Source organism: Pseudomonas sp. RL_5y_Pfl2_69, assembly GCF_963970465.1.
Lineage (GTDB): Bacteria > Pseudomonadota > Gammaproteobacteria > Pseudomonadales > Pseudomonadaceae > Aquipseudomonas.
This window is the reverse complement of sequence record NZ_CAXAOU010000005.1, coordinates 96254-123247: the sequence shown is the minus strand read 5'-3', so window position 1 is coordinate 123247 and position 26994 is coordinate 96254. Positions and strand designations below refer to the sequence as shown.

General features: G+C 61.3%; 24 protein-coding genes. 3 read left to right on the top strand and 21 right to left on the bottom strand.

Annotation, left to right across the window (positions count from 1 at the left end):
* The first annotated feature begins 193 nt into the window (after window positions 1-193).
* Window positions 194-1105, top strand: coding sequence for a curved DNA-binding protein (gene cbpA, locus AACY07_RS10775; RefSeq protein ID WP_339474777.1), 912 nt, complete (start codon window positions 194-196; stop codon window positions 1103-1105).
* Window positions 1106-1107: 2 nt separating this feature from the next.
* Entirely contained in the window at window positions 1108-1413 is a 306-nt protein-coding gene (locus AACY07_RS10770; protein ID WP_339474776.1) for a chaperone modulator CbpM, read from the top strand.
* Between the two features lie 111 nt (window positions 1414-1524).
* Here AACY07_RS10770 and AACY07_RS10765 read toward each other — a convergent pair whose 3' ends face one another.
* The 12 genes from AACY07_RS10765 to urtA form a co-directional block, all read right to left on the bottom strand.
* Complete coding sequence (locus tag AACY07_RS10765) at window positions 1525-2658, bottom strand: sensor histidine kinase (protein WP_339474775.1); 1134 nt, start codon at window positions 2656-2658, stop codon at window positions 1525-1527.
* A gap of 104 nt (window positions 2659-2762) precedes the next feature.
* Window positions 2763-4463, bottom strand: a complete 1701-nt coding sequence (gene ureC, locus AACY07_RS10760; RefSeq protein WP_339474773.1) for an urease subunit alpha — start codon at window positions 4461-4463, stop codon at window positions 2763-2765.
* A 113-nt stretch (window positions 4464-4576) separates the two neighbouring features.
* Window positions 4577-4897, bottom strand: coding sequence for an urease subunit beta (locus AACY07_RS10755; RefSeq protein ID WP_133078739.1), 321 nt, complete (start codon window positions 4895-4897; stop codon window positions 4577-4579).
* The gene (locus tag AACY07_RS10750; RefSeq protein WP_133078740.1) at window positions 4894-5427 is read right to left on the bottom strand and encodes a GNAT family N-acetyltransferase; all 534 of its coding nucleotides are present in this window, start codon (window positions 5425-5427) and stop codon (window positions 4894-4896) included. Before AACY07_RS10750 ends, AACY07_RS10755 begins: the two co-directional genes overlap by 4 nt.
* Window positions 5424-5957 carry a GNAT family N-acetyltransferase gene (locus tag AACY07_RS10745; protein ID WP_339474770.1) on the bottom strand — a complete coding sequence of 178 codons (534 nt, stop codon included), beginning with the start codon at window positions 5955-5957 and terminating at the stop codon, window positions 5424-5426. The genes AACY07_RS10750 and AACY07_RS10745 overlap by 4 nt, the downstream gene beginning before the upstream one ends.
* A 9-nt stretch (window positions 5958-5966) precedes the next feature.
* Window positions 5967-6269, bottom strand: a complete 303-nt coding sequence (gene ureA, locus AACY07_RS10740) for an urease subunit gamma (protein WP_133078742.1) — start codon at window positions 6267-6269, stop codon at window positions 5967-5969.
* A gap of 130 nt (window positions 6270-6399) precedes the next feature.
* Window positions 6400-7239, bottom strand: coding sequence for an urease accessory protein UreD (locus AACY07_RS10735; RefSeq protein WP_133078743.1), 840 nt, complete (start codon window positions 7237-7239; stop codon window positions 6400-6402).
* A 32-nt stretch (window positions 7240-7271) separates the two neighbouring features.
* A complete protein-coding gene (gene urtE / locus AACY07_RS10730; RefSeq protein WP_339474768.1) occupies window positions 7272-7970 on the bottom strand; it encodes an urea ABC transporter ATP-binding subunit UrtE in 699 nt (232 codons plus the stop codon).
* A 121-nt stretch (window positions 7971-8091) separates the two neighbouring features.
* Window positions 8092-8937 (bottom strand): urea ABC transporter ATP-binding protein UrtD, encoded by an 846-nt coding sequence (gene urtD, locus AACY07_RS10725; protein ID WP_219262786.1) that lies wholly within the window; start codon window positions 8935-8937, stop codon window positions 8092-8094.
* Complete coding sequence (urtC, locus tag AACY07_RS10720; RefSeq protein ID WP_326427480.1) at window positions 8934-10013, bottom strand: urea ABC transporter permease subunit UrtC; 1080 nt, start codon at window positions 10011-10013, stop codon at window positions 8934-8936. The genes urtD and urtC overlap by 4 nt, the downstream gene beginning before the upstream one ends.
* Complete coding sequence (urtB, locus tag AACY07_RS10715) at window positions 10013-11515, bottom strand: urea ABC transporter permease subunit UrtB (protein ID WP_339474765.1); 1503 nt, start codon at window positions 11513-11515, stop codon at window positions 10013-10015. Before urtB ends, urtC begins: the two co-directional genes overlap by 1 nt.
* Window positions 11516-11664: 149 nt before the next feature.
* Window positions 11665-12930 (bottom strand): urea ABC transporter substrate-binding protein, encoded by a 1266-nt coding sequence (urtA, locus tag AACY07_RS10710; protein ID WP_019826834.1) that lies wholly within the window; start codon window positions 12928-12930, stop codon window positions 11665-11667.
* 286 nt (window positions 12931-13216) lie between these two features.
* Between urtA and AACY07_RS10705 the strand changes: the two genes are divergently transcribed.
* On the top strand, window positions 13217-16693 hold the full coding sequence (locus AACY07_RS10705; RefSeq protein WP_339474761.1) for a DUF4329 domain-containing protein: 3477 nt from the start codon (window positions 13217-13219) through the stop codon (window positions 16691-16693).
* Here the strand turns inward: AACY07_RS10705 and AACY07_RS10700 are convergent.
* The 9 genes from AACY07_RS10700 to AACY07_RS10660 all read right to left on the bottom strand — a co-directional run bounded on the left by AACY07_RS10700 (window position 16690) and on the right by AACY07_RS10660 (window position 26939).
* Complete coding sequence (locus tag AACY07_RS10700) at window positions 16690-17700, bottom strand: FecCD family ABC transporter permease (RefSeq protein WP_133078749.1); 1011 nt, start codon at window positions 17698-17700, stop codon at window positions 16690-16692. The genes AACY07_RS10705 and AACY07_RS10700 overlap by 4 nt on opposite strands.
* Window positions 17697-18647 (bottom strand): ABC transporter substrate-binding protein, encoded by a 951-nt coding sequence (locus tag AACY07_RS10695; RefSeq protein WP_339474759.1) that lies wholly within the window; start codon window positions 18645-18647, stop codon window positions 17697-17699. Before AACY07_RS10695 ends, AACY07_RS10700 begins: the two co-directional genes overlap by 4 nt.
* The gene (locus AACY07_RS10690) at window positions 18644-19432 is read right to left on the bottom strand and encodes an ABC transporter ATP-binding protein (protein ID WP_133078751.1); all 789 of its coding nucleotides are present in this window, start codon (window positions 19430-19432) and stop codon (window positions 18644-18646) included. The genes AACY07_RS10695 and AACY07_RS10690 overlap by 4 nt, the downstream gene beginning before the upstream one ends.
* A gap of 186 nt (window positions 19433-19618) precedes the next feature.
* The gene (locus tag AACY07_RS10685) at window positions 19619-21736 is read right to left on the bottom strand and encodes a TonB-dependent receptor (RefSeq protein WP_339474756.1); all 2118 of its coding nucleotides are present in this window, start codon (window positions 21734-21736) and stop codon (window positions 19619-19621) included.
* Window positions 21737-21901: 165 nt separating this feature from the next.
* The gene (locus tag AACY07_RS10680; RefSeq protein ID WP_339474754.1) at window positions 21902-23278 is read right to left on the bottom strand and encodes a PepSY-associated TM helix domain-containing protein; all 1377 of its coding nucleotides are present in this window, start codon (window positions 23276-23278) and stop codon (window positions 21902-21904) included.
* A gap of 142 nt (window positions 23279-23420) precedes the next feature.
* Window positions 23421-25478 (bottom strand): TonB-dependent copper receptor, encoded by a 2058-nt coding sequence (locus tag AACY07_RS10675; RefSeq protein ID WP_339474752.1) that lies wholly within the window; start codon window positions 25476-25478, stop codon window positions 23421-23423.
* A 97-nt stretch (window positions 25479-25575) separates the two neighbouring features.
* Complete coding sequence (locus AACY07_RS10670; protein ID WP_339474951.1) at window positions 25576-25947, bottom strand: DUF2946 domain-containing protein; 372 nt, start codon at window positions 25945-25947, stop codon at window positions 25576-25578.
* Between the two features lie 48 nt (window positions 25948-25995).
* Window positions 25996-26490, bottom strand: coding sequence for a copper chaperone PCu(A)C (locus AACY07_RS10665; RefSeq protein ID WP_219262795.1), 495 nt, complete (start codon window positions 26488-26490; stop codon window positions 25996-25998).
* A 50-nt stretch (window positions 26491-26540) separates the two neighbouring features.
* Complete coding sequence (locus AACY07_RS10660) at window positions 26541-26939, bottom strand: DUF2946 domain-containing protein (protein ID WP_339474750.1); 399 nt, start codon at window positions 26937-26939, stop codon at window positions 26541-26543.
* Between the last annotated feature and the right edge of the window lie 55 nt (window positions 26940-26994).

Sequence of the window (26994 nt, the reverse complement as noted above, 5' to 3'; positions counted from 1 at the left end):
TCCTTCACCCCCAAACTTCCAGACATTGGCTTGGTAGTTGTCAGGCGATTGAGTGAAGCCCGTAGGCTGCCGATAAACTTTTGCAGCGGCGTTCCGTCACATGATTGAGACCGGTCAATCGACAGGCCGGTCAGCCAGAGCATTCTGGGTGACCTGGAACGGCGCGATATTGATAACGGATGGTGATCCTTACATGGACTTCAAAGACTATTACAAGATCCTGGGTGTCGAGCCCACGGCTGACGACAAGGCGATCAAGACCGCCTATCGCAAGCTGGCGCGCAAATATCACCCGGATGTCAGCAAGGAAAAGGACGCCGAGAGCAAGTTCAAGGACGTCAACGAAGCGTATGAAGCACTGAAAAGTGCCGAAAAACGCGCCGAATACGATGAGATTCGTAAGTACGGCCAGCATGGCCAGCCCTTCCAGGGGCCGCCGGGCTGGCAGGGTCATTCCAGTGGTGGTTTCGAGAACAACGGCGATTTTTCAGACTTTTTCAGCTCGATCTTCGGTTCGCGCGGTAATGGATTTGGTGGGCAATCGGGCCGCAGTGCGGGCCGTCGCGGGCAGGATGTAGAAATGGAATTGCCGATTTTTCTTGAAGAAACCCTGTCTGGTGAGTCGAAGCAGATCAGCTTCCAGATCGGCGATACCAGCAAGACCCTGAGCGTGAAAATTCCTGCCGGTGTGACCGACGGCGAGCGCATCCGCCTTAAAGGGCAGGGCGCACCGGGCATGGGCGGCGGAGCCAACGGTGATCTGTACCTGATCATCCGTTTTGCGCCGCACCCTAAATTCGATGTCGAAGGCCACGACCTGGTCATCACGGTGCCATTGGCCCCGTGGGAAGCTGCGCTGGGCACCAAGGTGGCGATACCGACCCTGACCAGCAAGGTGATGATGACCATTCGCCCTGACAGCCAGAGCGGTCAGCGCATGCGCATCAAGGGCCACGGCCTGGCGGACAAGCAAGGCCAGCGCGGTGACTTGTATGCCCAATTGAAAGTGGTCATGCCCAAACAGACCGACGAGGCCACCAAAGCACTGTGGCAAGAACTCGCCGACAAAGCTGCATTTGACCCGAGAGAACAATGGAGTAACTGATCATGAGCAGCACCCTGATCGTTCAGCTGGACATGGAAAGGTTCTGCGAAGAGGCCAATATCCCGGCCACTTACGTGATAGAGATTGTCGAACACGGAATTATCGAACCTCAGGGCCGCACGCCTGACGTGTGGCGTTTTGAAGACTACGAATTGGTCATCGCCAGGCGTGCGGCCAAGCTGCGTGATGATCTGCAAATAGAGTGGGAAGGCGTCGCCCTGGCGCTGGACCTGCTCGAAGAAGTGCAGCAGTTGCGGGCCGAAAACCAGCGGCTCAAGCAGCAGTTGGGGCGCTTTGTGACGCAATAGAAGCATGCCCACAGGCTTTGTGGGCGCTGGCTTGCCTGCGATGGTATCGGCGCGATGTTCCTGTTGAACCGCGGCGACTGAATCGCGAGCAAGCCCGCTCCCACAGAGGGCTCAGGTGTTTCTAGGCAACACCACGGTAAACGTCGTGCCCTCGGCTTCGGTCGAGGTCACGTCGATGCTGCCCTTATGGGCGTCCACCACTTCCTTGATGATAAACAGGCCAAGCCCCAGGCTGGTCGACGTGCCCGGCTGGGTGATGTCTTCGCTCGGGCTGCGTACCAGCGGGTCGAACAGGGTGGCAATGGCGTCCTGGGCAATGGGCAGGCCAAGGTTGTGGACGCGCAAGGTCACGTCGCTCGCGTCCCCGCTCAGGCTCAACGTCACTTGGCCTTTGCGGGCGCCGTGCTGCAGCGCATTGCCGATCAGGTTCTGAAGCAGCTGCCCCAGCCTGCGCGGATCCCAATGGCCTTGCACATCGCCTTCAACCTGCAGGCTCGGGGCGCGGTCGGGTTGCCCGGCACAGGCTTCGTCCAGCGCTGCCTGGCAGGCGACGGCCAGATCCATGGGCTTGGGTTCGATCGGCAGGTTGCTGCCCAGTCGGCTGCGCACAAACTCCAGCAGGTCATTGACCATCGTCCCCATATGGCGGGCACCATTCTTGATGGCCAGCACATACGTCAACGCATCGGCGTCGAGCCGGGCTTTGCGCTCCAGCATTTCAGTGGACATGCTCACCGCCTGCAACGGTGCGCGCAGGTCATGGCCGAGGATGGCGAGGAAGATATCCCGCGAACGACTGACCTGTTCGGCGTAGGCCGCCGTTGACTCGGCCAGGGCCTGATCGATGGCCTCGTTGAAACGGATCATGTCCTGCATGTGTGAAAGGGCCGGAGCGTCGATGCTGGCGACCCACAGGCGGATCACGCAGGCGCGCAAATGGCGGAACTCCGAGGTCATCTGTACCAGATCAAACCCCACGGTATGGCGCAGTTCGCCGTGGCTGGCGGCGGCTTCATCCAGGGCAGGGCTGGTCTCGGGGCCTTCGCCCTCGGCCTTGGCCTGCTGTTCGCTGGCCGTTTGCGCAGTGTTCATGTCCCGGGATGCGGCCAGCAGGATCTCTTTGGCATGGTCGCGCAACGCCAGGCTGGTCATGGAGTCGGCAGCCGGTGTGATGGTTTCGGCAAATTGCTCCCATTCATCGACGATACGATCAACATTGTGGACGATGAATTCAGATAGGCGCATGGCCACAAACCTTGCTGCAAGAGCGGCTGTATTGAAAGGTGACGCATCTTAACGCCAAAAGCAGCTTTTCAATACAACCGCCAATCCCCTGCAAACGCAGGGCATCAGAACAGAAAGTAGCGCTGTGCCATCGGCAACACATCAGCCGGTTCACACCACAGCAACACACCGTCGGCCTTGACCTGATAGGTCTGGGGGTCGACTTCGATGTTGGGCAAATAACCGTTGTGAATCAGGTCGGTTTTTTGCACATCACGGCAGCCCTTGACCACCGCGATTTGCTTTTGCAAACCCAGCGCGGCGGGTACGCCTGCGTCGAACGCGGCCTGGCTGATAAAGGTCAGGCAGGTGGCATGGCGCGAGCCGCCGTAGCTGGCGAACATCGGGCGGTAATGCACGGGTTGCGGGGTGGGGATGGAGGCGTTGGGATCACCCATCAGGCTTGCGGCAATGGCGCCACCCTTGAGGATCAGCGTGGGCTTGACCCCAAAAAACGCCGGGCGCCACAGCACCAGATCAGCCCACTTGCCCACCTCGATCGACCCCACTTCATGGCTCACGCCGTGGGTGATGGCCGGGTTGATGGTGTACTTGGCGATGTAGCGTTTGGCGCGGAAGTTATCGTTGCCCACGGCATCTTCGGGCAATGGGCCGCGCTGCTTCTTCATTTTGTCGGCGGTCTGCCAGGTGCGCGTGATGACTTCGCCCACCCGGCCCATCGCCTGGCTGTCGGAGCTGATCATCGAGAACGCGCCCAGGTCATGGAGGATGTCCTCGGCGGCAATGGTTTCGCGGCGAATACGGCTTTCGGCGAAAGCCACGTCCTCGGCGATGCTCGGGTCGAGGTGATGGCACACCATCAACATGTCGAGGTGTTCGTCGATGGTGTTGCGGGTAAAGGGCCGGGTCGGGTTGGTGGAGCTGGGCAGCACATTGACCAGGCCGCAGGCCTTGATGATGTCCGGCGCATGGCCGCCACCGGCCCCTTCGGTGTGATAGGTGTGGATGGTGCGGCCCTTGAAGGCGGCGAGGGTGGTTTCGACAAAGCCCGACTCGTTCAGGGTGTCGCTGTGAATCGCCACTTGCACGTCATACAGGTCGGCGACATTCAGGCAGTTGTCGATGGACGCGGGGGTGGTGCCCCAGTCTTCGTGCAGCTTGAGGCCGATGGCCCCGGCCTCGACCTGTTCGATCAGCGGTTGCGGCAGGCTGGCGTTGCCCTTGCCGGTAAAGCCCATGTTCATCGGGAACGAATCGGCGGCCTGGAGCATGCGCGCCATATGCCAGGGGCCCGGGGTGCAGGTGGTGGCATTGGTGCCGGTGGCCGGGCCGGTGCCGCCGCCGATCATGGTGGTGACGCCGCTGTTGAGCGCTTCTTCGATCTGCTGCGGGCAGATGAAGTGGATATGGGTGTCGATACCGCCTGCGGTGAGGATCATGCCTTCGCCCGCGATCACTTCGGTGCTGGCGCCGATGGCAATGGTCACATTGGGCTGGATATCCGGGTTGCCGGCTTTGCCGATGGCGTGGATGCGACCGTTCTTGAGGCCGACATCGGCCTTGACGATGCCCCAGTGATCGATGATCAGTGCGTTGGTGATCAGGGTGTCGACCACCTCGCTGGCGAGCAACTGGCTTTGGCCCATACCGTCGCGAATCACTTTGCCGCCGCCAAACTTCACTTCTTCGCCATAGGTGGTGAAGTCCTGCTCGACCTCGACCCACAGCTCGGTATCGGCCAAACGAACCTTGTCACCCACGGTGGGGCCGAACATGTCGGCGTAGGCCTGACGGGATATTTTCATGGTCGGTTCCTGTGTGTGATTCACTTTGTAGTCGCTGCCGAAGGCTGCGAGCAGATATGTAAGGGGTCGGGGAAACGGGTTGCGGTGCAACCCTTCGCAGCCTGCGGCAGCGACTACAGCGTGGCGTTGTCCAGATTGCCCATCACCCGCCCGGCAAAGCCGAACACCCGGCGCAGCCCGGCCAGTTCCACCAGTTCCACTTCACGGGTTTGCCCCGGCTCGAATCGCACCGCCGTGCCCGCCGGGATGTTCAGGCGCATGCCGCGGCTGTCACCCCGGTCAAAGATCAGGGCGTCGTTGGTTTCGAAAAAGTGATAGTGCGAACCCACCTGGATCGGCCGGTCGCCACGGTTTGACACGCTCAGGCTCAGGGTGCGCCGACCCACGTTCAGTTCGATCTCGCCCGCCTCGATGTGGTATTGGCCCGGAATCATTGCGGCTCACTCAAGGTTTTGAAGTAGATGGCCGTCGGGCTGTAATGGCCGCTGGGGCTTTGGCAGTAGTTGGGCAGTTCGCCCACGCGGGTATAACCCAGGGCACTGTAGAAGTTCTCGGCCGGTGAGCCCGCTTCGGTGTCCAGGTGCAGCAAGCCACGCTTGAGTTCCCGTGCGCCTTGTTCCAGCGCGTGGATCAGCACCTGGCCCAGCCCGCGGCGCCGAACTTCGTTGAGCACCAGCAACTTTTGGACTTCGGCGCGGTTCAGGCCGTTGGCCTTTTGGCACAGGATCAGTTGCACGCTGGCCAGCACGCGCTGGTCTTCAACCAGTACCCACAACAGCAGATTGCCTTGCTCCAGTTGGGCGTGAACTTCATTGAAGTAGCGGCTGGCCTGGGGCAGGTCGAGGTCGTTCATGAACCCCACCGATGCGCCGTGTTTGACGGCGTCGAGCAGCAGCACAATCAAGTCTTCACGGTAGTGGGCAAAATTCTGCGCCGTGACGCGCACCAGTTGTTCGGTCTTCATTGTGCGGGTTCCTTGGGGGGCAGTGCGCCGGGGTTGAGCATCAGTTGCATAAACGTCAGGTCGAGCCAGCGGCCGAACTTAATCCCCACCTGCGGCATGCGCCCGCTGGTGACAAAACCCAGTTGTTTGTGCACGTGGATCGAAGCCGCATTGGCGCTTTCGATGGCCGCCACCATGACGTGCTTGTCGCAGGCCCGGGCACGTTTGATCAATTCCGCCAGCAACTGCGGGCCCAGGCGTTTGCCCCGTTGCTCTGGATGGACATACACCGAATGCTCCACCGTGTGGCGGAACCCTTCAAACGGACGCCAGTCGCCAAACGAGGCATAGCCCAGGGCGATGTTGGCGTCGTCGACGATCACCAGAATCGGATAGCCCTGGGCCTGGCGGGCGTTGAACCATTGCTGGCGGTTGTCCAGATCGACCGTCTGCTCATTCCAGATGGCGAGCGTGTTGAGCACCGCATCGTTGTAGATATCGCGAATCGCCGGCAGGTCCGCCGCGACAGCATCACGAATGACGTAAGACATGGCGCGGCCTCAGGCGATGGGTTGGTGGACAGTGACCAGTTTGGTGCCATCCGGGAAGGTGGCCTCGACCTGGATGTCGGGGATCATTTCCGGGATGCCTTCCATCACCTGATCGCGGGTCAGCAGGGTGGTGCCGTAGTGCATCAGTTCGGCCACGGTGCGGCCATCGCGGGCGCCTTCGAGCAGGGCGGCCGAGATATAGGCGATGGTTTCCGGGTAATTGAGCATCACACCGCGGGCCAGTCGACGTTCCGCCAGCAGGCCGGCGGTGAAGATCAGCATCTTGTCTTTTTCGCGAGGGGTCAGGTCCATGATCGGGTCCGTGTTCGGCAGTTTAAAAATGTTGAGTGTGGGAGCGGGCTTGCTCGCGATGGCATCACCGCGAACTCACTGGCAGACCGGGGCGTCTGCATCGCGAGCAAGCCCGCTCTCACAGGGTTATTCAAGTACTCCAGATTCTGGGTGCCAGCGCTTCTCGCCCCAGCAGCGCCGGACGCAACAGACGCCATAAATCAATCAGCCAGGCCCGTGCCTGCAAGGCTTCACCCGCCAGGCAGCGGGCTACCAGCAAGCCCGGTAACTGGGTCAAGTCGCCGCGCACCGGGTTGGGCAGCGAGCGACAGGTTTCCAGTAATTGGGCGCTGATCTCGCCCGTCACCAGCAACGTGGCAAACACCGGGTTGCCGTCCAGGCCAATGGGCGAATCCAGCAGCCCGTCGCCGCCCACAATGCGCTGGCGCTCATGCCAGAGCAGTTGACCGTCGCGGCGCAGATCCAGCCGCGACTGGAAGTGCCCGTGCTCGAAACGCTCGCCACTGGCCAGTCGACCCAGCGCCACCATGTCCCAGTAAAACAACCGGGCGTCGCCCTCAAGTTCGATACGGGTCGAGAGTTCGGCCTGGGCCGCGCTGAAGACGATGGTTTCTTGTGGCAGCCATTCCAGGGTCGCGCCGGGTGCGACCTTCAAGGTCAGGTTCTGACAGGCCGGCCCGGCAGCGCGATACCATTTGGCCGCACCGGGGCTGGTCAGTTGTGCCCAGGCATCCGGGCCGACGCTGGCACTGATGTTGAGTTGATCGCCACCGGCAATCCCGCCCGGTGGATGGACGATGATGTGCTGGCAAACCTGCGGCCCTTCGGCGTACAGGTGCTTTTGCACCCGCAACGGGCCGACATGACGACGCAGGGTAGGGCGCGTGCTATCGCCAAAACGGCCATAGCCCAGCTCCAGCTCGGCGTGCCAGCTGGGGGTGAACAATGGAGCGTTGGCAGGCAGGTTCATATGTAGGACTTTTCACTAAATAGAGACGCAGATTAAATCGTTACCAGCCCGCGTACACCTTCTGTTTGCATATTTTCGCCACGACCTTGCTGCACGATTTCGCCCCGTGACATCACCAGATACTGGTCAGCCAGTTCCTCGGCAAAATCATAAAACTGCTCCACCAGCAAAATCGCCATATCCCCCCGTGCGGCGAGCATTTTGATCACGGCCCCGATCTCCTTGATCACCGAAGGCTGGATGCCTTCAGTCGGCTCATCGAGGATCAGCAAGCGCGGACGGCTGGCCAGCGCGCGGCCAATGGCCAATTGTTGCTGCTGGCCACCGGACAAATCGCCGCCGCGTCGATGCTTCATTTGCAGCAATACCGGGAACAGCTCGTAGATAAACGCCGGAACCTCCCCGGCCTCGGAACCGGGGAATCGCGAGAGGCCCATGAGCAGGTTTTCCTCGACCGTCAGGCGCCCGAAAATCTCCCGGCCCTGGGGCACGTAAGCGATACCGGAGTGGACCCGCTGGTGGGTTTTGAGCGTGGTGATGGTTTTACCTTCCCACTGCACATCGCCTTCCTTGACCGGCAGCAAGCCCATCAGGCATTTGAGCAATGTGGTTTTGCCCACGCCATTGCGGCCCAGCAGGCAAGTGACCTCGCCGACTTTTACTTCAAACGACAGACCGCGCAGGATGTGGCTGCCGCCGTAGTATTGATGCAGTTTGCGGACTTCCAGCATATTCAAAATCTCCCCATGCCCCTGTGGGAGCGGGCTTGCTCGCGATAGCATCACCGCGTATTGACTTACAGAGCGCGTCGCCTGATTCGCGAGCAAGCCCGCTCCCACCCAAGGCAGGCATTCAGCGGCCCAGATACACCTCGATGACCCGCTCATTCGCCTGAACCTGTTCCAGCGAGCCCTCGGCCAACACGCTGCCTTGGTGCAGCACGGTCACATGGTCGGCAATCGAGCCGACAAACCCCATGTCGTGTTCCACCACCATCAGCGAATGCTTGCCCGCCAGGCTCTTGAACAGTTCGGCGGTGAACTCGGTTTCGGCGTCGGTCATGCCCGCCACCGGTTCGTCGAGCAGCAACAGTTGCGGGTCTTGCATCAACAGCATGCCGATTTCCAGAAACTGCTTCTGGCCGTGGGACAACAACCCGGCAGGTCGATGGGCCGAGCCGCTCAGGCGGATGGTGTGCAGCACTTCGCCGATGCGGTCCTTCTGCTCGCCGCTCAGCGTTGCCCGCAGGCTGGCCCACACCGACTTGTCGGTCTTTTGCGCCAGCTCCAGGTTTTCAAACACGCTCAAGGCTTCGAACACCGTGGGCTTCTGGAACTTGCGCCCGATCCCGGCCTGGGCAATTTGCACTTCGCTCATCTGGCGCAGGTCCAGGGTTTCGCCGAACCAGGCCTGCCCTTCGCTGGGCCGGGTCTTGCCGGTGATCACGTCCATCATGGTGGTCTTGCCCGCGCCATTGGGGCCGATGATGCAGCGCAATTCACCAACGCCGATGTACAGGTTGAGGTTGTTCAGCGCCTTGAAGCCATCGAAGCTGACGCTGATGTCTTCCAGGGTCAGGATGGTGCCGTGGCGGGTGTTCAGGCCCGGTTCAACGCGCTGGCCAAAGCTGATGGCGTCACGGCTGCTGCCCGCGTCTTTGTTGGGGTCGAGGATAGGTTCGAGCATGACATTCCTCATTGGTCGGCCTTTTTCTTCAACAGGCCGATCACGCCTTTGGGCAGGTACAGGGTCACGATGATGAACAGCGCCCCCAGGAAGAACAGCCAGTATTCGGGGAAGGCCACGGTGAACCAGCTTTTCATGCCGTTGACCACGCCTGCACCCAGCAGCGGGCCGATCAGGGTGCCGCGTCCACCCAGGGCTACCCACACGGCGGCTTCGATGGAATTGGTCGGCGACATTTCGCCGGGGTTGATGATGCCGACTTGCGGCACATACAAGGCACCGGCCAGACCGCACAGCACAGCGCTCAACACCCACACAAACAGCTTGAAGCCACGGGGGTCGTAGCCGCAGAACATCAGGCGGTTTTCCGCATCGCGCAGCGCGGTCAGTACGCGGCCAAACTTGCTGCGCGCCAGCCGCCAGCCGAGAAACAGACTGACCACCAGCAACAGCACCGTGGCGAAGAACAGCGCGGCACGGGTGCCGGGTTCGGTGATGCCAAAGCCCAGGATGCTGCGAAAGTTGGTGAAGCCGTTGTTGCCGCCAAACCCGGTTTCGTTGCGGAAAAACAGCAGCATCCCGGCGAAGGTCAGGGCCTGGGTCATGATCGAGAAATACACGCCTTTGATTCGCGAGCGGAAGGCGAAAAAGCCGAACACCAGTGCCAGCAAGCCGGGAGCCAGTACCACCAGGCACATGGCCCACCAGAAGTGTTCGGTGCCGACCCAGTACCAGGGCAGTTCAGTCCACGACAAAAAGGTCATGAAGGCGGGCAATTCATCGCCCGAGGCCTGGCGCATCAGGTACATGCCCATCGCGTAGCCACCCAGGGCGAAGAACAAACCGTGACCCAGGGACAGCAGCCCGGCGTAGCCCCAGACCAGATCCAGCGCCAGCGCGACAATGGCGTAGCAGAGGATCTTGCCCACCAGCGTGAGGGTGTAGGCCGAGACCTGAAACGGGCTGTCGGCAGGCAACAGGGAGAGCAGCGGCAAGGCCAGCAATACCAGCAGGACCAGGCCACCCACCAGGGTTGTAACGGTGGGCCCGGCTTTTTGTGCCGCAGTGACCATCAGAGGCTGATTCATCAGTCGATCACCCGTCCTTTCAGCGCGAAGAGCCCTTGCGGACGCTTCTGGATAAACAGAATGATCAGCCCCAGGATCAGGATTTTGCCGAGTACGGCGCCGATCTGCGGTTCAAGAATCTTGTTGGCGATGCCCAGGCCAAAGGCCGCGTAAACAGTGCCTGCCAGTTGCCCGACACCGCCCAGCACCACCACCAGGAACGAATCGATGATGTAGCCCTGGCCCAGGTCCGGGCCGACGTTGCCGACCTGGCTCAAGGCTACGCCGCCGAGCCCGGCAATCCCCGAGCCGAGGCCGAAGGCGAGCATGTCCACACGCCCGGTGGGTACGCCGCAGCAGGCGGCCATGTTGCGGTTCTGGGTGACGGCGCGAACATTGAGGCCCAGGCGGGTCTTGTTCAGCAGCAGCCAGGTCAGTACCACCACGGCCAATGCGAAGACGATGATCACCAGGCGGTTGTACGGCAGTACAAGGTTGGGCAGCACTTGCAGCCCGCCCGACAGCCATGCCGGGTTGGCCACTTCAACGTTTTGTGCACCGAACAGGACGCGTACCAGCTGGATCAGGATCAGGCTGATGCCCCAGGTGGCGAGCAGGGTTTCCAGTGGGCGGCCATAGAGGTGACGAATGATCGTGCGCTCCAGCACCATGCCCACGGCAGCGGTGACAAAGAACGCGACCGGCAATGCCAGCAAGGGGTAGAACTCGATGGCGCCAGGAGCAAAGCGCTGGAACAGCAACTGCACGCAGTACGTGGAATAGGCACCGAGCATCAGCATCTCGCCGTGGGCCATATTGATCACGCCCAGCAGGCCGAAGGTAATGGCCAGTCCGAGTGCCGCCAGCAGCAGAATCGACCCCAGGGACAAACCACTGAACGCCTGCCCCAGCAGGTCGCCGATCAGCAGTTTGCGCTTGACCTGGGACAGGCTGGTTTCGGCGGCGGTGTGTACCGTGGCATCGGTTTCGACGCCAGGTTGCAGCAGGGTTTCAAGACGGGTGCGGGCCAGCGGTTCGCCGGTTTCTCCGAGCAGGCGCACGGCGGCCAGACGCACGGCAGGGTCGGGGTCGACCAGTTGCAGATTGGCCAGCGCCAGGCTCAGGGCGGTGTGTACATCGCTGTCGGTTTCGCCAGCCAGTTGCCGGTCGAGGAATGAGAGTTGTGCAGGGCTTGCGGATTTTTGCAGGTGTTGCGCCGCACTCAGGCGCAGCTTGGGATCGCTGGCAAGCAACTGATGGCTGGCCAATGCCGTGTCGATCAGCCCGCGCAGACGGTTGTTCAGGCGCAGGGTTTTGGTCTGGCCGTCTACCGTGAGCTGACCTTGTTGCAGGCTGTTGATCAGTTCGACGCGGGCAGGGGCGGGTTGCGCGGCCCAGCGTTCGAGCAGTTGAGCCTGCTGTGAATTGTTGGCAGCGGCGAAGTCGCTGGCGTCATCGGCCTGTGCGGCCAGGGGCAGCAACAGCAGTAGCGCGACGATAACGCGGTAAAGGGCAGTGGGCATAGTTATGGCCTTGCACAGATAGAAGCAATTCAACACACCTGTGGGAGCGGGCTTGCTTGCGATTCAGGCAACGCGGTCTTTCAGTGAAACCGTGTTGATTGCATCGCGAGCAAGCCCGCTCCCACAAAAGCACAACGATGAGGCTGGCCTCAGTTACCCTTCACCGCGTAATCCGGCTTTTTGTCGTTGCCCGAGATGTAAGGGCTCCACGGCTGGGCGCGGATCGGGCCTTCGGTCTGCCACACCACGCTGAACTGACCGTCAGGCTGGATCTCGCCGATCATCACCGGCTTGTGCAGGTGGTGGTTGGTCTTGTCCATCGTCAGGGTGTAGCCCGACGGCGCGGCAAACGTCTGGCCGGCCAGGGCTTCGCGCACTTTATCCACGTCGGTGGACTTGGCTTTTTCGGCGGCCTGGGCCCACATGTGAATACCCACGTAGGTGGCTTCCATCGGGTCGTTGGTCACGGCTTTGTCGGCGCCCGGCAGGTTGTGTTTCTTGGCGTAGGCTTTCCAGTCGGCGACGAACTTATCGTTGGCCGGGTTCTCTACCGACTGGAAGTAGTTCCAGGCGGCCAGGTTGCCCACCAGCGGTTTGGTGTCGATGCCGCGCAGTTCCTCTTCACCCACCGAGAACGCGATCACCGGAACGTCGGTGGCTTTCAGGCCCTGGTTGGCCAGTTCTTTATAGAACGGCACGTTGGAGTCGCCGTTGACCGTGGAGATCACCGCCGTTTTGCCGCCTGCCGAGAACTTTTTGATGTTGGACACGATGGTCTGGTAATCGCTGTGACCAAATGGGGTGTAGACCTCTTCGATGTCCTTATCGGCCACGCCTTTGGAGTGCAGGAACGCGCGCAGGATCTTGTTGGTGGTGCGCGGGTATACGTAGTCGGTGCCCAGCAACACAAAGCGCTTGGCACTGCCGCCGTCTTCGCTCATCAGGTATTCAACGGCCGGAATGGCCTGCTGGTTAGGGGCTGCACCGGTGTAGAACACGTTGGGCGACATCTCTTCGCCTTCGTATTGCACCGGGTAAAACAGCAGGCCGTTGAGTTCTTCAAACACCGGCAATACCGATTTGCGCGACACCGACGTCCAGCAACCGAATACCACGGCCACTTTGTCCTGGGTCAGCAACTGGCGGCCCTTTTCGGCAAACAGAGGCCAGTTGGAGGCCGGGTCCACCACCACCGCTTCGAGCATCTTGCCGTTGACGCCGCCCTTGGCATTGATCTCGTCAATGGTCATCAGCGCCATGTCTTTGAGCGAGGTTTCGGAGATCGCCATGGTTCCGGACAGGGAATGCAAAATCCCCACCTTGATGGTCTCGGCGGCTTGCACCGTCCAGGTCATGCCCATTGCCGCGATGGAGGCGGTCAGGGTGAAAGCCTTGATCAAGCTGCGACGCTTCATGGTGCGATCTCCAGGTATCTGATTTTTAGAGGATTGATCTGAACACTGAGAAGGTCTTAGCAAGGGCTGTGCCGGAGTTGAAATAAGGCTCTGCAACGGGGCTTTGCGCGAAAATCGGGCGTCATGGCGCACCAGTTGGGGGCTTGAGTGCGCTGCCTTGGTGCCAGGCAGGCATAAATCGCCTGCCCGGGGCCGTTCGCCCCAGGAGGGGGCGGTTTCGCAGGGCAACTTAACTATTTACCGCCCGTTCAGCCCACGGCTCTTGATGATGAAAGGAGATCTGGCCTTGGCCGATCTCCCTTCTTTGATCAAGGATGCCATTGCTATGGACTACACCGACAACCGTGAAAAGCGCAACGCACATCCCAATGTGCGAACCGTATTGCCGACATTAAGCCCGGCCTTTATCAATGCCGATGATGCCGCCCGCTTTGCCCACCAATTGATCGCGGACTACCGCACCGTCGAGTACGGTGGCGCTATCCTCCAAGACACTCAGGGACGCTATTTCGCAACGCGCCCGGTTAGAGGAAAACAAAGCTCGTTTGATCCGACATTGGTCATTTCAACCGATGCCAAAGGTATGTTCATCACCCCCCCCGGTTTTACCTGCGTGGCCTTGTACCATTCGCACCCGGCGAACTACGACAAGCTGCAAGGTGTTTTAAAATCATGGCCACCCCAGGACATTCAAACCGCCATCAACAGCTTTTCTACTGCGGACATGGTGCTCAATCGGCTCAATGCCTATTTTGCTGTTGCCCATTATTTGTCGGGGGTCAATGGCTCGCTGCTCAAATACATCGCCAGCGGATCGCCCCTGGAAGAAGCGCTCACAGAGCGAATTGCCCTCGATACCAGCGAGGGGAAACTGACATTTCCCACCATCGCCCAATACGTCCAGGCGGCCGCCAGGGTCGGGACGTTACGGGTGCTTCAATCCACTGAAATATGGGGCGCAAAGCCGGGGCTGTTGCGGGGGGACTTCAAGGTGTTCACGCCGTCAAAATCCCTGGATATTGCCCCGGTGATCGTGCAGCAGCCTGCGTTTGGGCCGATCAGTGAAAGCATCGAGCAGGCCGTCAAAGAGATGCGGGCGCGGGTCAATCAAACCAGTGACAGCGTGTACGGGATCATCCTCGAACACAAAGGCCAGCCCGTGTTTGTCGCTTCGGAACCGGTTTCGGGGGAGCTGGATTTCTCGCTGTCGAAGATTTTCCCCTCGACGGCCTCCACTCCGGGTCTCATACCCCCTTATTACGAGGTGGCAGGCTTGTATTGCCGCGACGGTTTTTACCGCGACCCGAGCCTGGTGCCCGTGCAAGAGCCTTCGGTATTCAAGAATTTCCTGTTTCCCCAGGCCCTGGCCAATGGGGTCAAGGCTGCCCAGGCATTGGCCGGGCCATCGGCCGCGCGCGCAGTGCCGCTGTTTATCTGCACCACCGATGGCGCTGTCCTGAAATACGTCTCGACGTTGACCCCGGCCGAGCACACCTTGCTGGCGCCGCTCACCCAGGGTGAGGGGCTGGCGATCACGCGGGAGCTGCTCAGCGGGGTGACGCTCACCAGCGCGTTTATTCGCGAGCTTTCCCGTGTGGGTGAGTTAAGCGTGCTGCACACCAGTGACTTGTGGAGCAGGGAGGGGCGCGTGACACCCGCCTGGCAACCCTATGATGGCTTTTACCGGCGGGCCATGAGCCCGTCTTTCATCTCGGCTGATGATGCAGCGCGTTACGCCCACGAACAGATTGCCGGGCGAGTTGACAAGGTCTACGGCGGCCTGATCTATCAGCGGCTGGACAATCGCTTTGTCGCCACTGAGCCCCTGGCCTGCCATAACGAGAGCTTCGATCCCGCCTGCGTGCTGCCACCTGAACTCATCGCCCTCACCCCCCACGGGTGTGCCGTGGTGGCGGTTTATCACACCCACCGTGTGCATCCGTTGTGGCTGTGGCGTTCAGCCTCGCAGGAACAGCTGTGGCGCAACATGCTTGAACCCCACGAACTCAATGCGGCCATCCGGGATCGTGAGTGGGCCAGCATCCGCTATTTTTCGGCGCGTAACGGCACCTTGCTCAAGTACACCCCCAGCGACTCGCCCCTTGAACGGGCGCTGCGCACGCAGATCGCGCCGCCTGTGGAGCATCCCGAAAATGTTCGGCGCAACGCGATGCACATGACCCTGCGGGCCAACTCGATCAAACCCGTGGACTACGTTCGTCAGGTCGCTCAGGCGGGGGATTTGCAGGTTGTGGTGGGCAGTGCGTTGTGGGGGCAGCCCGGCAAGGTAGCGGCGGACTTCACGCCGGGTGCCGTGCCAGCTGCGACAGAGGCGCCACGGCCTCTGGCTTGCAGCCCGGTATTTACTCAATTGGAGGATGCCGTGCGCTATGTGCACAACGGCCTGACGTTTGCGCACACGTCTCAATACGGAGTGATACTCGCCAGCCTCCACGGGGACGAATACGTAGCGACCCTGCCACTGGAAGGCGGGGCATTTACCCTGGACCGATTGTTTGCCCGTGATGCGGTGACCGACCTGCACCAACTGCCCCCGGGTTTCAAGCTCCAGGCCGTCTATGTGGCAGCCCCCAGGGAGGCGGCAGGCGTGGAGGGGTTGGACACCAGGCGCATTTATGAGGCATTTGTGTCGCCGGTGGATTTCGCCCGGGCACTGGCGCTCAGTGACAGTATCAAGGCGCAAATTGGTTTGGTGCCTGCGGCTGCGGTGCTTTATCTGTCCAGCAGCGACGGCGCGCTGTTGCGCTATATCGACAGGTCATCGCAGGTGCAGTTGGCCAGCGGTGTATTCAAGGAGGGCGGCCAGGCCACGCTTGATCAACTGACAGCCCTGCGGCTCACCCCGCTGGACTATGTGCGCAAAGTGGCGATGGCGGGTGATTTGCAAGTGATCAAAACCAACCCGGTCTGGACCCGTGCGGGGCGTGTCAGCGCGGGCTGGCAACCTTATGGTCTGGAATTGCCCGCTGCGACGGCCAGCAACATCCGGTTCTTTGCCTTGGGCCCCGTGTTCAGTCACCCCGACGATGCGGCGCGGTATGAGCATCAACACCTCAAGCATCCGCGCGTGGCCAATATGATGGGGGGCGTGTTGCGTCACCCCGATTACGACACTTACGTGGCCCTGCAATTGATGGAAAACGATGAGCCGGTGAATGTGGCGCAGATGATTCTGGGTACGCACTTGTCGCTGCCGAACGTGCCGGCTGCCAGAACGGTGTTGCCCGGTGGCTATGCCATCAAATCCCTGCATTTCGCCCGTGAGGTCAGCGGGCAGGTGGCGGGCACTGCGCTTGAAACCAACCTGCTGAAAAACATGTTTTGGCCGGTCGACATTTGCTACGCCACCCGAACACTTCACCGGGAGTTGAGCGACGTCAGTGTTGATTTTCTGTACCTCTCGACCGATGACGGTGGGTTGTTGAGGTACTGGCGCGGTGACAAAGAGGCCAATGACCGGCTGTGTGAATATGTGAGCGGCGCCAGTGTCACCTACGAGCGTTACTTCTTTGAAAACAGCAGCCCGACCCGAACCCCGGCGCTGCCCAGCGATACCCTGACCCGTGTGCTCAACGCAGGAGGTCTGAGGGTACTGGAACCGAGCAGCACCTGGCCGCGAACCGGGGCGGTCAACACCCGCCTTACCGTGTCGACGCAACCTGTGGCGTTTGACTATGAAGGCACGACCCCGGGTATGCCGGTGGTGCAGTTGAAAGTGGGGCCGGTGCGCGATGAGCTTTAGCGTTTACGCATCAAGCCAATAAAGAACAGCCCGCCTATCGCTGCCGTGGCCACGCCGATGGGCAGGTCCTCGGGAGCGATCAGGGTACGGGCCGCCACATCGACCCACACCAGAAACACGCTGCCCAGCAGCGCCGACACCGGCAACAAACGCCGGTGTTCGGCGCCCACCAAACGCCGCGCAATGTGCGGGATCATCAGGCCGACAAAGCCGATCGAACCGCTGATAGCCACCAGTACGCCGGTCATCAGCGAGGCGATCAAAAACACCCGCAGGCGTACGTTGCGCGCATTCAGGCCCAGGGTCACGGCGGTCTGTTCGCCAGCCATCAGGGCGTTCAACGGGCGGGCCATGCCCAGCAGCAACACCAGCCCCAGCAGCACGCTGGCGCTGGGGATGGCCAGCAGTTCCCAGCGCGCCAGGCCCAGCCCGCCGAGCATCCAGAACAGCACGGCGGAGCTGGCGCGATGGTCGCCCAAAAACAGTAGCGTGTTGGCCACAGCCATCATCACAAATGACACCGCGACCCCGCATAACAGCAGGCGGTCACTGTCCAGGCGGCCATGACGGCTGGCGATCGCCAGTACCAGCAGCATGCTCAACAAGGCCCCGATAAACGCGGCGATGGGCAGGGTCAGCAGGCCGACGATTTCGCCCACATGCAGCACCACAATCACAGCACCCAGGGTGGCGCCACTGGTGACGCCGAGCAGGTGCGGGTCAGCCAGCGGGTTGCGGGTGACCGCTTGCAGCACGGCACCGATCAATGCCAGCCCGGCGCCCACCAGCGCTCCCAGGAGCATGCGCGGCACCCGGATCAGCCACACGATGTGCTCCTGGCCCGGGCTCCAGCTCACGTCGCCAAGGCCGAACAGCTTGTTCAGCAAAATGTGCCACACCACGTCCACCGGCACCCGCGCCGGGCCAAAACCCAGCGACACCACGCACGACACCAGCAGCAGTGCGCCGAGGCCGATCAGCAACAGGGCGTAGCGACGAGCCATCATTGTGGGTGAAAGCCTTTGGCCAGAGTTTCGATGGCGAGCACGTTGTCGATACCCGGCGTGGCTTGCACATAAGGGATGACGATAAAGCGCTTGTTACGGATGGCGTCCACCGATTGCAGGGCCGGGTTGGTTTCCAGGAAACGTTGTTTCTGCTCGGCCGTGACTTCGCTGTAGTCGACGATCACGATCACCTCGGGGTTGCGCTCGACCACGGTTTCCCAGTTGATGCGGGTCCAGCTGGCGTCGATGTCGCTGAGGATGTCATTGCCGCCTGCCGCTTCGATCAGGGCGTGGGGGATGCCCAGCTTGCCCGAGGTCATGGCGCGGTCTTCGCCGCTGTCATACAGAAACACCCGGGGTTTTGTGGCGGGCAAGGAGGCTTGCACCTCGGCGATTTTTTGCTGCATGTGCACGACCACCTCATGGGCGCGGTCTTGCACGTTGAAGATCTTGCCCAGGTTGAGCAAGTCGTCGTAGGTGTCTTGCAGGCTGGCAGGCGGGCGCTTCATCACGAAAGCGCAGGACTCGGTCAGCTCATACACATTGATGCCCAGCGGAGTCAGGGTTTGCGGGGTCAGGTCGCCGCCTACGCGCATGCCGTAATCCCAGCCGGCGAAGAAGAAGTCGACGTTGGCATTGAGCAGGGTTTCCACCGACGGGTATTTGCTGGCCAGTTCCGGCAGGCCGTCGAGGATCACGTTCATCTCGGGCGTCACGGCCTTCCAGCCACTGATGCCGCTGTAGCCGGCCATGCGCGGCTTGAGGCCCAGGGCGAGCATCATCTGGGTCATGTTGATGTCGTGGCTGACCGCGTGCTTCGGGGCCTGGGTAAAGGTCACGTCGCGGTTGCAGCTCTTGATCGTCAGCGGGTACTGCGTGGTCTCAGCGTGGGCCAGTTGGGCACCCAATACGGCGCAAAGGCCGAGTGCGAGGCGGATCAGCTTCATGGTTGGGTTATCCAGGTAATGCGCGGGTAGCCGGACAGCGGGTGGTCGTCGATCAATGCCGCTACGCCAAAGACATCGCGCAACAGTTCGACGGTCAGCACTTCGCGCGGGGTGCCGCTGGCGATGATCTTGCCGTGGTTGATCACGTACAGCCGGTCGCAAAACGCGGCGGCCAGGTTGAGGTCATGAATGCTGGCCAGGGTGCCGATCTTCAGGCGCTTGACCAGTTGCAGCAGCTCCAGCTGATAGCGCGGGTCGAGGTGATTGGTCGGCTCGTCGAGGATCAACAGTTCGGGTTGCTGGGTCAGGGCCCGGGCGAGGATCACACGCTGTTTTTCACCCCCCGAGAGGGTGGCGAAGGCGTGGTCTTCAAAGCCGTTGAGGCCGACTGACTGGAGAGCGTTTTTGGCCAGTTCACGGTCGGCTTCGGTGTCGCCGTCGAACAGGCCCTTGTGCGGGGTACGGCCCATGGCGACGACTTCATCGACGGTCAGGCCAAAGGCATCGGGAAATTCCTGCAACACCACCGCAATGCGCCGGGCGCACCAGCGTGGCGATTGCTGCCAGAGGTTGTGCGGGCCCAGATGGACCTCGCCCGACTCGGGTTTGCTGAAGCGATAAGCGCAGCGCAACAGGCTGGTCTTGCCGCTGCCGTTCGGGCCGATCAACCCCACGAACTCACCTGCCGCGACGTGCAGGTTGGCATCACGCAGTTTGAACTGGTGATGACAATGGCCGTGGCCCAAAGGGGTCCAGGCGAGTTGGGTGAGGGTGAGGCGGGTCATAAAAATCCGAGTTGGCCAATATTGAGAAAGATCCCTGTAGTCGCTGACGAGGTACGAGGCTGCGATCGAGTGCGAAGCGCTCGTAAAACCTGAGGTCTCAATGCAACTGATACCCCGAGGCGCCTGGTTTGCGACTGCTTCGCACTCGATCGCAGCCTCGTCCCTCGTCAGCGACTACAGATTCGGTCAGAAGGCGTAGTCTGCGGTCACGAAGAGCGAGCGCGGCTCGCCCATGATCCATTGCTGGCCGTTATTGTATTGGGTTACGGCGTACTGGCGGTTGAACAAATTGTTCAGGCGCAGCCCCAGGGTAGTTCCAGGCAACGCTTTCCAGCTGACGGTGGCGTCTACCACGGTGTAGCTCGGCAGCTCGACGTTGTTGGCCATGTCGGCATAACGCGAGTCGACATAGCGCACGCCAGCCCCTGCGTTCACGTCATCGGTAACGGCCTTGCTCAACCACAGGTTGGCAGTGCGACGGGGTACGTCGGTGGGGCGATTGCCCTTGCGCGATACCCCTTCGTCATCGAATGTGTCGTATTGCGCCCGCACCACCGAGGCATTGGCCTGCAACTGCCAGCGGTGGGGCAGTTGCAGATCAAGGTTGGCTTCCAGGCCACTGGAGGACTGCTCGCCGACTTGCTGTGATTTGCCCGGATTGTTCGGGTCGGACGTGATCAGGTCTTTCTTGACGATGTGATACGCCGCCACTGTCCATTCGCCGCGCTGGTCCCAGAACATCTGCTTGAAGCCGATTTCGGTCTGGCGGGCGCGGGCCAGGTCGAAGACCTGCTCGTCCGGGTACAGGCTGATCAGCCCGGCCACCCCATCAACGCTGGTGGCCTGCTGGGCATAGATCGACATGTCCGGCGTCAACTCATACACCAGCCCGACTTTCCAGCTGTTGGCCGACAGGCTGCGGTCGCTGCGCGTGTCGTTGACCAGGTCATTGTTGTCCAGGTGCACGATGTCGCGGCGTACTCCCGTCACCAACGACAACTGATCCGTCAGCTCGGTGCGGTTTTCGGCAAACAGCGAGACCTGCTGCGTGGTGGTCTTGAACTGGTCGAGGTACGGCGAGCGGCTTTCGAACTGGCCACGATCCGGGTGGTACAGGTCGATTGGCTGGCCGTTTTCGGTCACATCTTCATAGGGCGAGTTGCTGTGCAGGTTGAAGTGGATACGGTTGTAGTCCGCGCCCACCAGGGTTCTGCTTTTGAGGCCGAACAGGTCGTGGTTGAGGGTAAAGGTCTGGCGGTCGCCGACCTGTTCCTGCTCATGTTTGATGCTGAAGTAACCGCTGCGCAGCAAGGTCTGGCGGTCTTCATTCCAGGCATGGCGCTCGGCGTTCTGCCAGCGGCGCTGGGCCTTGAGGTAATAAAGCTCGTTGCTGGCGCTGAGGTCGTCGCTGATCTGCCATTCGGTGTTCAGGCGCGTCCACTGGTCGTTGTAATGCAGCTTGGCATCGCGCACGTTGTAGTTCTTGTCGCGCAGGCTCTTGTGATAACGGCCATTGATCAGCGGCACACCGAAGTCGTTCTGCGGCTCCTGGTCGCCGTAGTCGTGGCTCAGGGTGAATGCCAGGTCGTCGTTGGCCTGCCAGCGCAGGGCGGCACTGATAAAGGTGTTTTCGGAGTCGCCGTGGTCGATCCAGCCATTGCTCTGTGTGTGGTTGATGTTCAACCGGTAGCTCAGGGTGTCGGTGAGCGAGCCGCCGCTGTCCAGCGCCTGTTGGCGGGCATCGTAGGAGCCGTAGCCCAGGCGGACATGGTTCTCGATTTCACCGCTGAAGGGTTTTTTCGGGATCACGTTGATCACCGCGCCGGTGGCACCTTCGCCATACAGCACCGAGGCCGGGCCGCGGAGCACGTCGATGCGCTCCACCGACCAGTCGTCCACCGGGAACGTCACGGTGCCTGCGCCGCTGTACATGCGAATCCCGTCATACAACTGCATCACCGAACCCTGGCCCACAAAGCCCCGGGCCGAGTACGACGAACCGCCGTTGCCCGGTGTGCCGGTGTTGCTGATGCCGGTGGTACGGGTCACGGCGTCCTGCACACTGCGGTCACCACGGGCACGGATTTGCGCACCGGTCAGGCTTTCGACGCTGGCCGGTGTCTGGAGGCTGTTGAGGTTCAGGCGCGAACCGGCACTGGTGGCGGTCTTGAGGTCGATGCTTTCACGATCGACTTCAGGGGCGGTAATACTCGCGGCTGGCAATATCAGGGAAGGGGCACTGTCATCGGCCTGGGCGCTGTTCATCGCCAGCAGGCAGAGGCTGGAAAAAAGGTACGTGTTCATCGGGGCAGTGAGTCGCTTATTTCAAGAGGTGTCCCCGCTGCCTCCTGGCGGCGGGTGATGGAGCTTAAATTAATTTGTTATACAGTAACACTTATTTCGGGTGTGATACTGGCGTTCCATTATAGCAATGGCTCTGGAATGCGCCTCTCGGATGCCTCATGCACATTATGAGAGGTGCTCACGTGGGCGTTTATTGCGGATCAACAGCAGCAAACGATCAAGCACCCACACGGCAACCAGGGAAGCGGCTACCAGCGGGAACACAATTGCCAGGGCGAGCATGATGACCATGCCGGTTTTCCAGGTCGGCAAATCATGACGCAACGGCGGTACGCCCAGGCGGCCTTGGGGCCTGCGCTTCCACCAGATCACCAGACCGCTGACCGAGCTGAGCAGGATCATCAGGCACACCACCAGGATTGCGATCTGGTTCAGCGAGCCGAAGAGTTTGCCCTCGTGCAGCATCACGCCCATTTCAGTGGCGCGGGCGACAGGGCCGTAGTGCTGCCAGCGCACATCCGCCAGCACCTGGCCGGTGTATTGATCAACATGCAGGGTGGCATCGTTGCGCGGGTCGTCGGCGAAGACGGCCACGGTAAAGACGCCGGTGGCGGTGGTTGGCAGCGTGATGCTGTAGCCGGGTTCGACCTTGCGTTCGATGGCAGTGTTGACCACGTCCTGCAACGTGATGCCCGGTGCCGCAGGACCGCTTGGCATGGCGCCGTGGCCCATGTGTTCGGCGTGGGACCCGGAGACCGGCATCGGCGTATTTTCCAGCGCCCAGGGCACGGTTTGTCGAGTGGCGGTGTTGAGGCTGCGGGCCTCAACATCTGACGTGGGTACGTTGTTCCACATCGCTGCCGGGAACTGGTTCCACACGTCGGCGTATTGCTTGCCCCAGAAGCCGGTCCAGGTCATGCCGCTGATCAGCATGAACAGCAGCAGGGCAGCGCCCCAGAAACCGGTCACGGCATGAAAGTCGCGCCACAGCACGCGTCCGCGACGGCTCAGGCGTGGCCACAGTATCCCGGCGGCCGACTGCCCCCTTGGCCACCACAGGTACAGACCGGAAACCACCAGCACCACGCCCCAGCCTGCAGCCAGCTCCACCAGCCGGTCGCCGAGGGTGCCGATCATCAGCTCGCCATGCAGCGCCCGGGCCACGGCTTGCAGGTTGAGCTTGGCGTCTTGCTCGCCCCGTATGGCGCCGCTGTACGGGTTGATAAACACGTTGAGCTCACGCCCGCCGTTGTGGAGTACGAACTGAGCACTGCGTTCAGGATTGATCGGCGGCAGGTACTGGCTGATGTGGCCTTGTGGATACGCGGCTTTCACGCGGTTGAGCTGCTCATCGGCGCTGAGGCTGTGATGGGCCGGGGTGACGTTGAGCAGATGGTCGTACATCAGGGAGTCAAGTTGGGGCTTGAACAGGTAGATAATCCCGGTCAGCGCCAGCAGGATCATGAAGGGGGCGACAAACAGCCCGGCATAGAAATGCCAGCGCCAGGCCAGGTTGTAGAAAGACGGTGTTGGTTGGCTCATGTGAGCGGCTCCGCAAGGTTGCATTGTTTATTTTTTAGTGTGGGAGCGGGCTTGCTCGTGATGCCGGCAGCGCGGTCGGTCTGGCTGACCGCGATGATGCAATCGCGAGCAAGCCCGCTCCCACAGTGGGTGGCGACTTGCGTCAGAAACTCACATCCACCTTGGTCCACAGCGTGCGGCCCGGTTCATTGATCGCCCTCGGGTCATTGGCCGGGTAGCCGTAACCGGCGTTGCCCGCCATGTTCAGGTGCTCGCTGTAGTTTTTATCCAGCAGGTTGTCGACGCCGGCGCTGACCTTGAGGTTTTTGTTGATGCGGTAGGCGCCATTGAGCGAGAACACGCCAAAACCTGCGCTTTTGTCGAAATCCTTGCCCACTACGTTGCCCGCATTGCGGTCGATACGGCCCTGGGGTGCCACTACCCGCCACAAGGCGCCTGCACTCCAGTCAGCTTCGCTGTAGGTCAGGCCCAGACGGGTATCCAGCGGCGGCATTTGAGGCAATGCCTTGCCATCGCTGGTGTTCTTTCCCCAAGCGTAGGCCAGGGTTGCGTCGGCTTTCCAGTTGGAGGTCAGTTGATAAGCCGCACCCACTTCACCGCCCATGATCCGGGCGTTGATGTTTTGCGCCTGAGAGTAGCCCTGGGCGTAGTCGAACAAGATGTAGTCCTGGACTATGCCCGCGTAGGCCGATGCCCAAGCTTCCAGATTCTGGGTTTTGTATTGCAGGCCCACGTCCAGCTGGGTGGTTTTTTCGGGCTTGATGGCATCGAACGCGTTCACCGAACCGGCCGGGCCCGAGCTTGGGGAAAACAGTTCCCAATAATCCGGGAAGCGTTGGGTGTGGCCCAGACCTGCGTACAGCGTGGTCGGGCTGTCGGCCAGGTCGTGCTCATAGCGTACAAAACCGCTGGGCAGGGTGTCGGCTCGGGTTTTGTCCAGGGTCGGGTTGGGTTTGCTCATCATCCCCGAGCCCAAGCGCGCCCGGTAATCCTTGGCAGAAGCTCGGTCCAGGCGGGCGCCGCCGATTACCCGGTCACGCTCGGCGGCGTACCAGGTCAGTTCGCCAAAAGCACCGTAGTTGTGGAAGTCGGCGTCTTTGCTCCAGTTCTGATCCTTGTAGGTGTCGATGCCCATGCCAGAGCGTTTGCGGTGTTCGTTGGTTTGCGCATCGATACCGCTGATCAACTGGTAGTCAGCCCAGCGCCAGGTGGCCTTGACCCGTGCGCCAAGGGTTCGGCGGTCGACGTTGGACGCCATCGGGCCCGCCATCATGCCGGTGCCCGACGGGGTGCGCAGGGTGTAGTTGTCCATCACATGGTCGGCGTAGTTGTAGTAGACCTGAGCTTCGATCTTGTCGAGAACGTCGCCGATATTGGACTTCTCAAAGCGCAGCCCCAGGCTTTCCCGCTTGTACTGGCTGCCATCCATGCCGCGGCCTGCAGAGCGGGCTTCGCCATCGCCCTTGCCGGCGGTCAGTTCCAGCAGGGTGTCGGCGTCCGGGGTCCAGCCGAGGGCGATATCGCCGTTCCACTTGTCGTAGCGCGAGGGCACGGTGTCGCCATTGCCGTCTTTGTAGTCGTCGGCATGGGCGGTGTTGCCGATCACCCGCACATAACCCAGCGGCCCCCCGGCGGCGGCATCGATGGTTTTGTCGAAGCGGCCGTTGGAACCGGCCAGCAGGCTGGCGTTGACCCGTGTGCCCAGTTCGCCGAAGTGCTCGGGCTCACGTTCGAACAGGATGGTGCCCGCGGATGCGCCAGGGCCCCAAAGCACTGTTTGCGGGCCTTTGATCACGGTGAGCTTGTCGTAGGTTTCGGGGGAGATATAGGACGTTGGCGCGTCCATGCGGCCGGGGCAGGCACCGAGCATCATGCCGCCGTTGGTGAGGATGTTCAGGCGCGAACCGAACATGCCGCGCAACACCGGGTCGCCATTGGTGCCGCCGTTGCGGATCAGGGCGAAGCCGGGGATGGTTTTCAGGTAATCACCGCCATCGCTGGCGGGCACCGGCTGGCGCGGATCTTTGGGGTTGGTGACGACGGTCAGGGGCGAACTGGGCGCGACGGCGGTGATCACCAGCGGGCTCAATTCATGGGTGTGCCCGGCCTGTTCGTCGGCCACGGCGGTGGACGCCAGAATTGCGCAGCTCAGGGTGCCAAGGGCAAAAGGTAAACGGGAGGCAGCAGTAAAACGGGACATAAGCATTCCAATATTCAAGCGAATACAACACGGCCACGCACCTGCGGCTGTCTAAGCAGCGCCTGCAGGTTGGCCGGATGAAGAGTTGTGTCGGTGCTTAAAGGAATACAGGCGGTGCGCGGGAGCGGGCACCGGGGAAGACCGGTTGCCGGGCATGGCCCAGGCGGGGGTTGGCAGCCAGATAGCTGTTGGGTGTTGGCGCGCTGTGAAGGGCCAGGTCGGGCGTGCTGGGCAGTGCCGGGCAACTGAACAGCAACGTGCAGTAGCCGCACTTTGCCCAGATGGCATGGTGGTCGGTGGAGGGTTGTTTATGTTCGGCGTGCGCAGACATGTCCATGCCCATATCCATCGACATGGGCATTGGCATGGAGTCGTGATGATCCATCGGCATCGACTGGGAAATCAGCGGGCCGATAAAGATCATCAACATGGCAAACAGGCTCAGCCAGCTGCCGCGAATAGGCGGCATGGTGTGCCTGGCGCGAGGTTCGCGCACGGGGTTCAGAAACCTTGGCCGTTAGTGGGCGTGCATGTGTTCCATGCTGTCGGCCGGGGCCTGCTTCTGCACATTGACCTCAACTGGTACGGCGCCTGCCTTTTCAAAATGCAGGGTCAGCGGGAAGTGCTTGCCGTCCTGCAGCAGGCTACGGTCCTTGAGGCCGAACATCATCACGTGGTACGCCATGGGCGCAAACGTGACGGTGCCACCGGGCGGCACGTCGACGCTGGCCACGGGCAGCATTTTCATCAAGTCGCCCTCCATCACGTGCTGATGCAGTTCGGCTTTATCGGCAATGGGCGTGTCGACGCTGACCAGGCGGTCGGCGCTGCTGCCGGTGTTGTGAATGACGAAATAGGCAGCCACGGTCGGGGCGTTGGGCGGCAGCTCTTGCGACCAGGGGTGGGCGATTTCAAGGTCGCCGCTTTTGTATTCATGGGCGTTGGCAAAACAGGCAGGCAGCAACACAGCCGCCGCGATCACGACGTGCTTGAACAGGGAAAGGTTCAACATGGCAATTCTCCGGAACGATTCAAAACGCAAAGGGGTTGCGAGGATGAAGATCAGACCAGGGGTGAGGCGCGGGGGTTGAGGCTCGGCCATTGCTGGCGCGGGGTGGGGCGTTTGAGGTGATCGGGGACCAGGCTGTGGCCGTGCTCGATGGCTGCAAAATACAGCGAGGGAACATGCGCGGGCAACGCCACCAGCGGGGCTGCGCCTGAACAGCACCAGCAATGCTGCATGGTGGAGTGTTCGTCTTTCTGGCTGTCGCCGGCGTCAAGCTTGCCCAGGGAAACGGCGACCATCTTGGTGCCGGTGGAGGTGCAAAAGCTGCTCCACATGAATTGCTCGGTTGCAGCGTTTTTGACGTCACCCATCGCGCCGGCCGTCGACATGGCGAGCATGTTGAACAGCACTGCAAAGCAGGCGATCCAGGCAAATGCAAACCGTTGTCGGGACATGAGCAATTCCATGAGTGAAGCGATCAGGCGGCTATTTAGCCTGAATGATCGGCGT

Coding starts and splice junctions, on each gene's coding strand:
- urtB (WP_339474765.1), bottom strand. CDS start 11,515: ATGCCCACTGCCCTTTACCGCGTTATCGTCGCGCTACTGCTGTTGCTG.
- AACY07_RS10735 (WP_133078743.1), bottom strand. CDS start 7,239: ATGAACCTGCCTGCCAACGCTCCATTGTTCACCCCCAGCTGGCACGCC.
- ureC (WP_339474773.1), bottom strand. CDS start 4,463: ATGAAAATATCCCGTCAGGCCTACGCCGACATGTTCGGCCCCACCGTG.
- AACY07_RS10755 (WP_133078739.1), bottom strand. CDS start 4,897: ATGATTCCGGGCCAATACCACATCGAGGCGGGCGAGATCGAACTGAAC.
- AACY07_RS10700 (WP_133078749.1), bottom strand. CDS start 17,700: ATGATGGCTCGTCGCTACGCCCTGTTGCTGATCGGCCTCGGCGCACTG.
- AACY07_RS10750 (WP_133078740.1), bottom strand. CDS start 5,427: ATGAAGACCGAACAACTGGTGCGCGTCACGGCGCAGAATTTTGCCCAC.
- ureA (WP_133078742.1), bottom strand. CDS start 6,269: ATGGACCTGACCCCTCGCGAAAAAGACAAGATGCTGATCTTCACCGCC.
- urtD (WP_219262786.1), bottom strand. CDS start 8,937: ATGAGGAATGTCATGCTCGAACCTATCCTCGACCCCAACAAAGACGCG.
- AACY07_RS10660 (WP_339474750.1), bottom strand. CDS start 26,939: ATGTCCCGACAACGGTTTGCATTTGCCTGGATCGCCTGCTTTGCAGTG.
- AACY07_RS10690 (WP_133078751.1), bottom strand. CDS start 19,432: ATGACCCGCCTCACCCTCACCCAACTCGCCTGGACCCCTTTGGGCCAC.
- AACY07_RS10745 (WP_339474770.1), bottom strand. CDS start 5,957: ATGTCTTACGTCATTCGTGATGCTGTCGCGGCGGACCTGCCGGCGATT.
- urtC (WP_326427480.1), bottom strand. CDS start 10,013: ATGAATCAGCCTCTGATGGTCACTGCGGCACAAAAAGCCGGGCCCACC.
- urtA (WP_019826834.1), bottom strand. CDS start 12,930: ATGAAGCGTCGCAGCTTGATCAAGGCTTTCACCCTGACCGCCTCCATC.
- AACY07_RS10765 (WP_339474775.1), bottom strand. CDS start 2,658: ATGCGCCTATCTGAATTCATCGTCCACAATGTTGATCGTATCGTCGAT.
- AACY07_RS10770 (WP_339474776.1), top strand. CDS start 1,108: ATGAGCAGCACCCTGATCGTTCAGCTGGACATGGAAAGGTTCTGCGAA.
- AACY07_RS10685 (WP_339474756.1), bottom strand. CDS start 21,736: ATGAACACGTACCTTTTTTCCAGCCTCTGCCTGCTGGCGATGAACAGC.
- AACY07_RS10665 (WP_219262795.1), bottom strand. CDS start 26,490: ATGTTGAACCTTTCCCTGTTCAAGCACGTCGTGATCGCGGCGGCTGTG.
- AACY07_RS10675 (WP_339474752.1), bottom strand. CDS start 25,478: ATGTCCCGTTTTACTGCTGCCTCCCGTTTACCTTTTGCCCTTGGCACC.
- urtE (WP_339474768.1), bottom strand. CDS start 7,970: ATGCTGGAAGTCCGCAAACTGCATCAATACTACGGCGGCAGCCACATC.
- cbpA (WP_339474777.1), top strand. CDS start 194: ATGGACTTCAAAGACTATTACAAGATCCTGGGTGTCGAGCCCACGGCT.
- AACY07_RS10680 (WP_339474754.1), bottom strand. CDS start 23,278: ATGAGCCAACCAACACCGTCTTTCTACAACCTGGCCTGGCGCTGGCAT.
- AACY07_RS10670 (WP_339474951.1), bottom strand. CDS start 25,947: ATGCCGCCTATTCGCGGCAGCTGGCTGAGCCTGTTTGCCATGTTGATG.
- AACY07_RS10695 (WP_339474759.1), bottom strand. CDS start 18,647: ATGAAGCTGATCCGCCTCGCACTCGGCCTTTGCGCCGTATTGGGTGCC.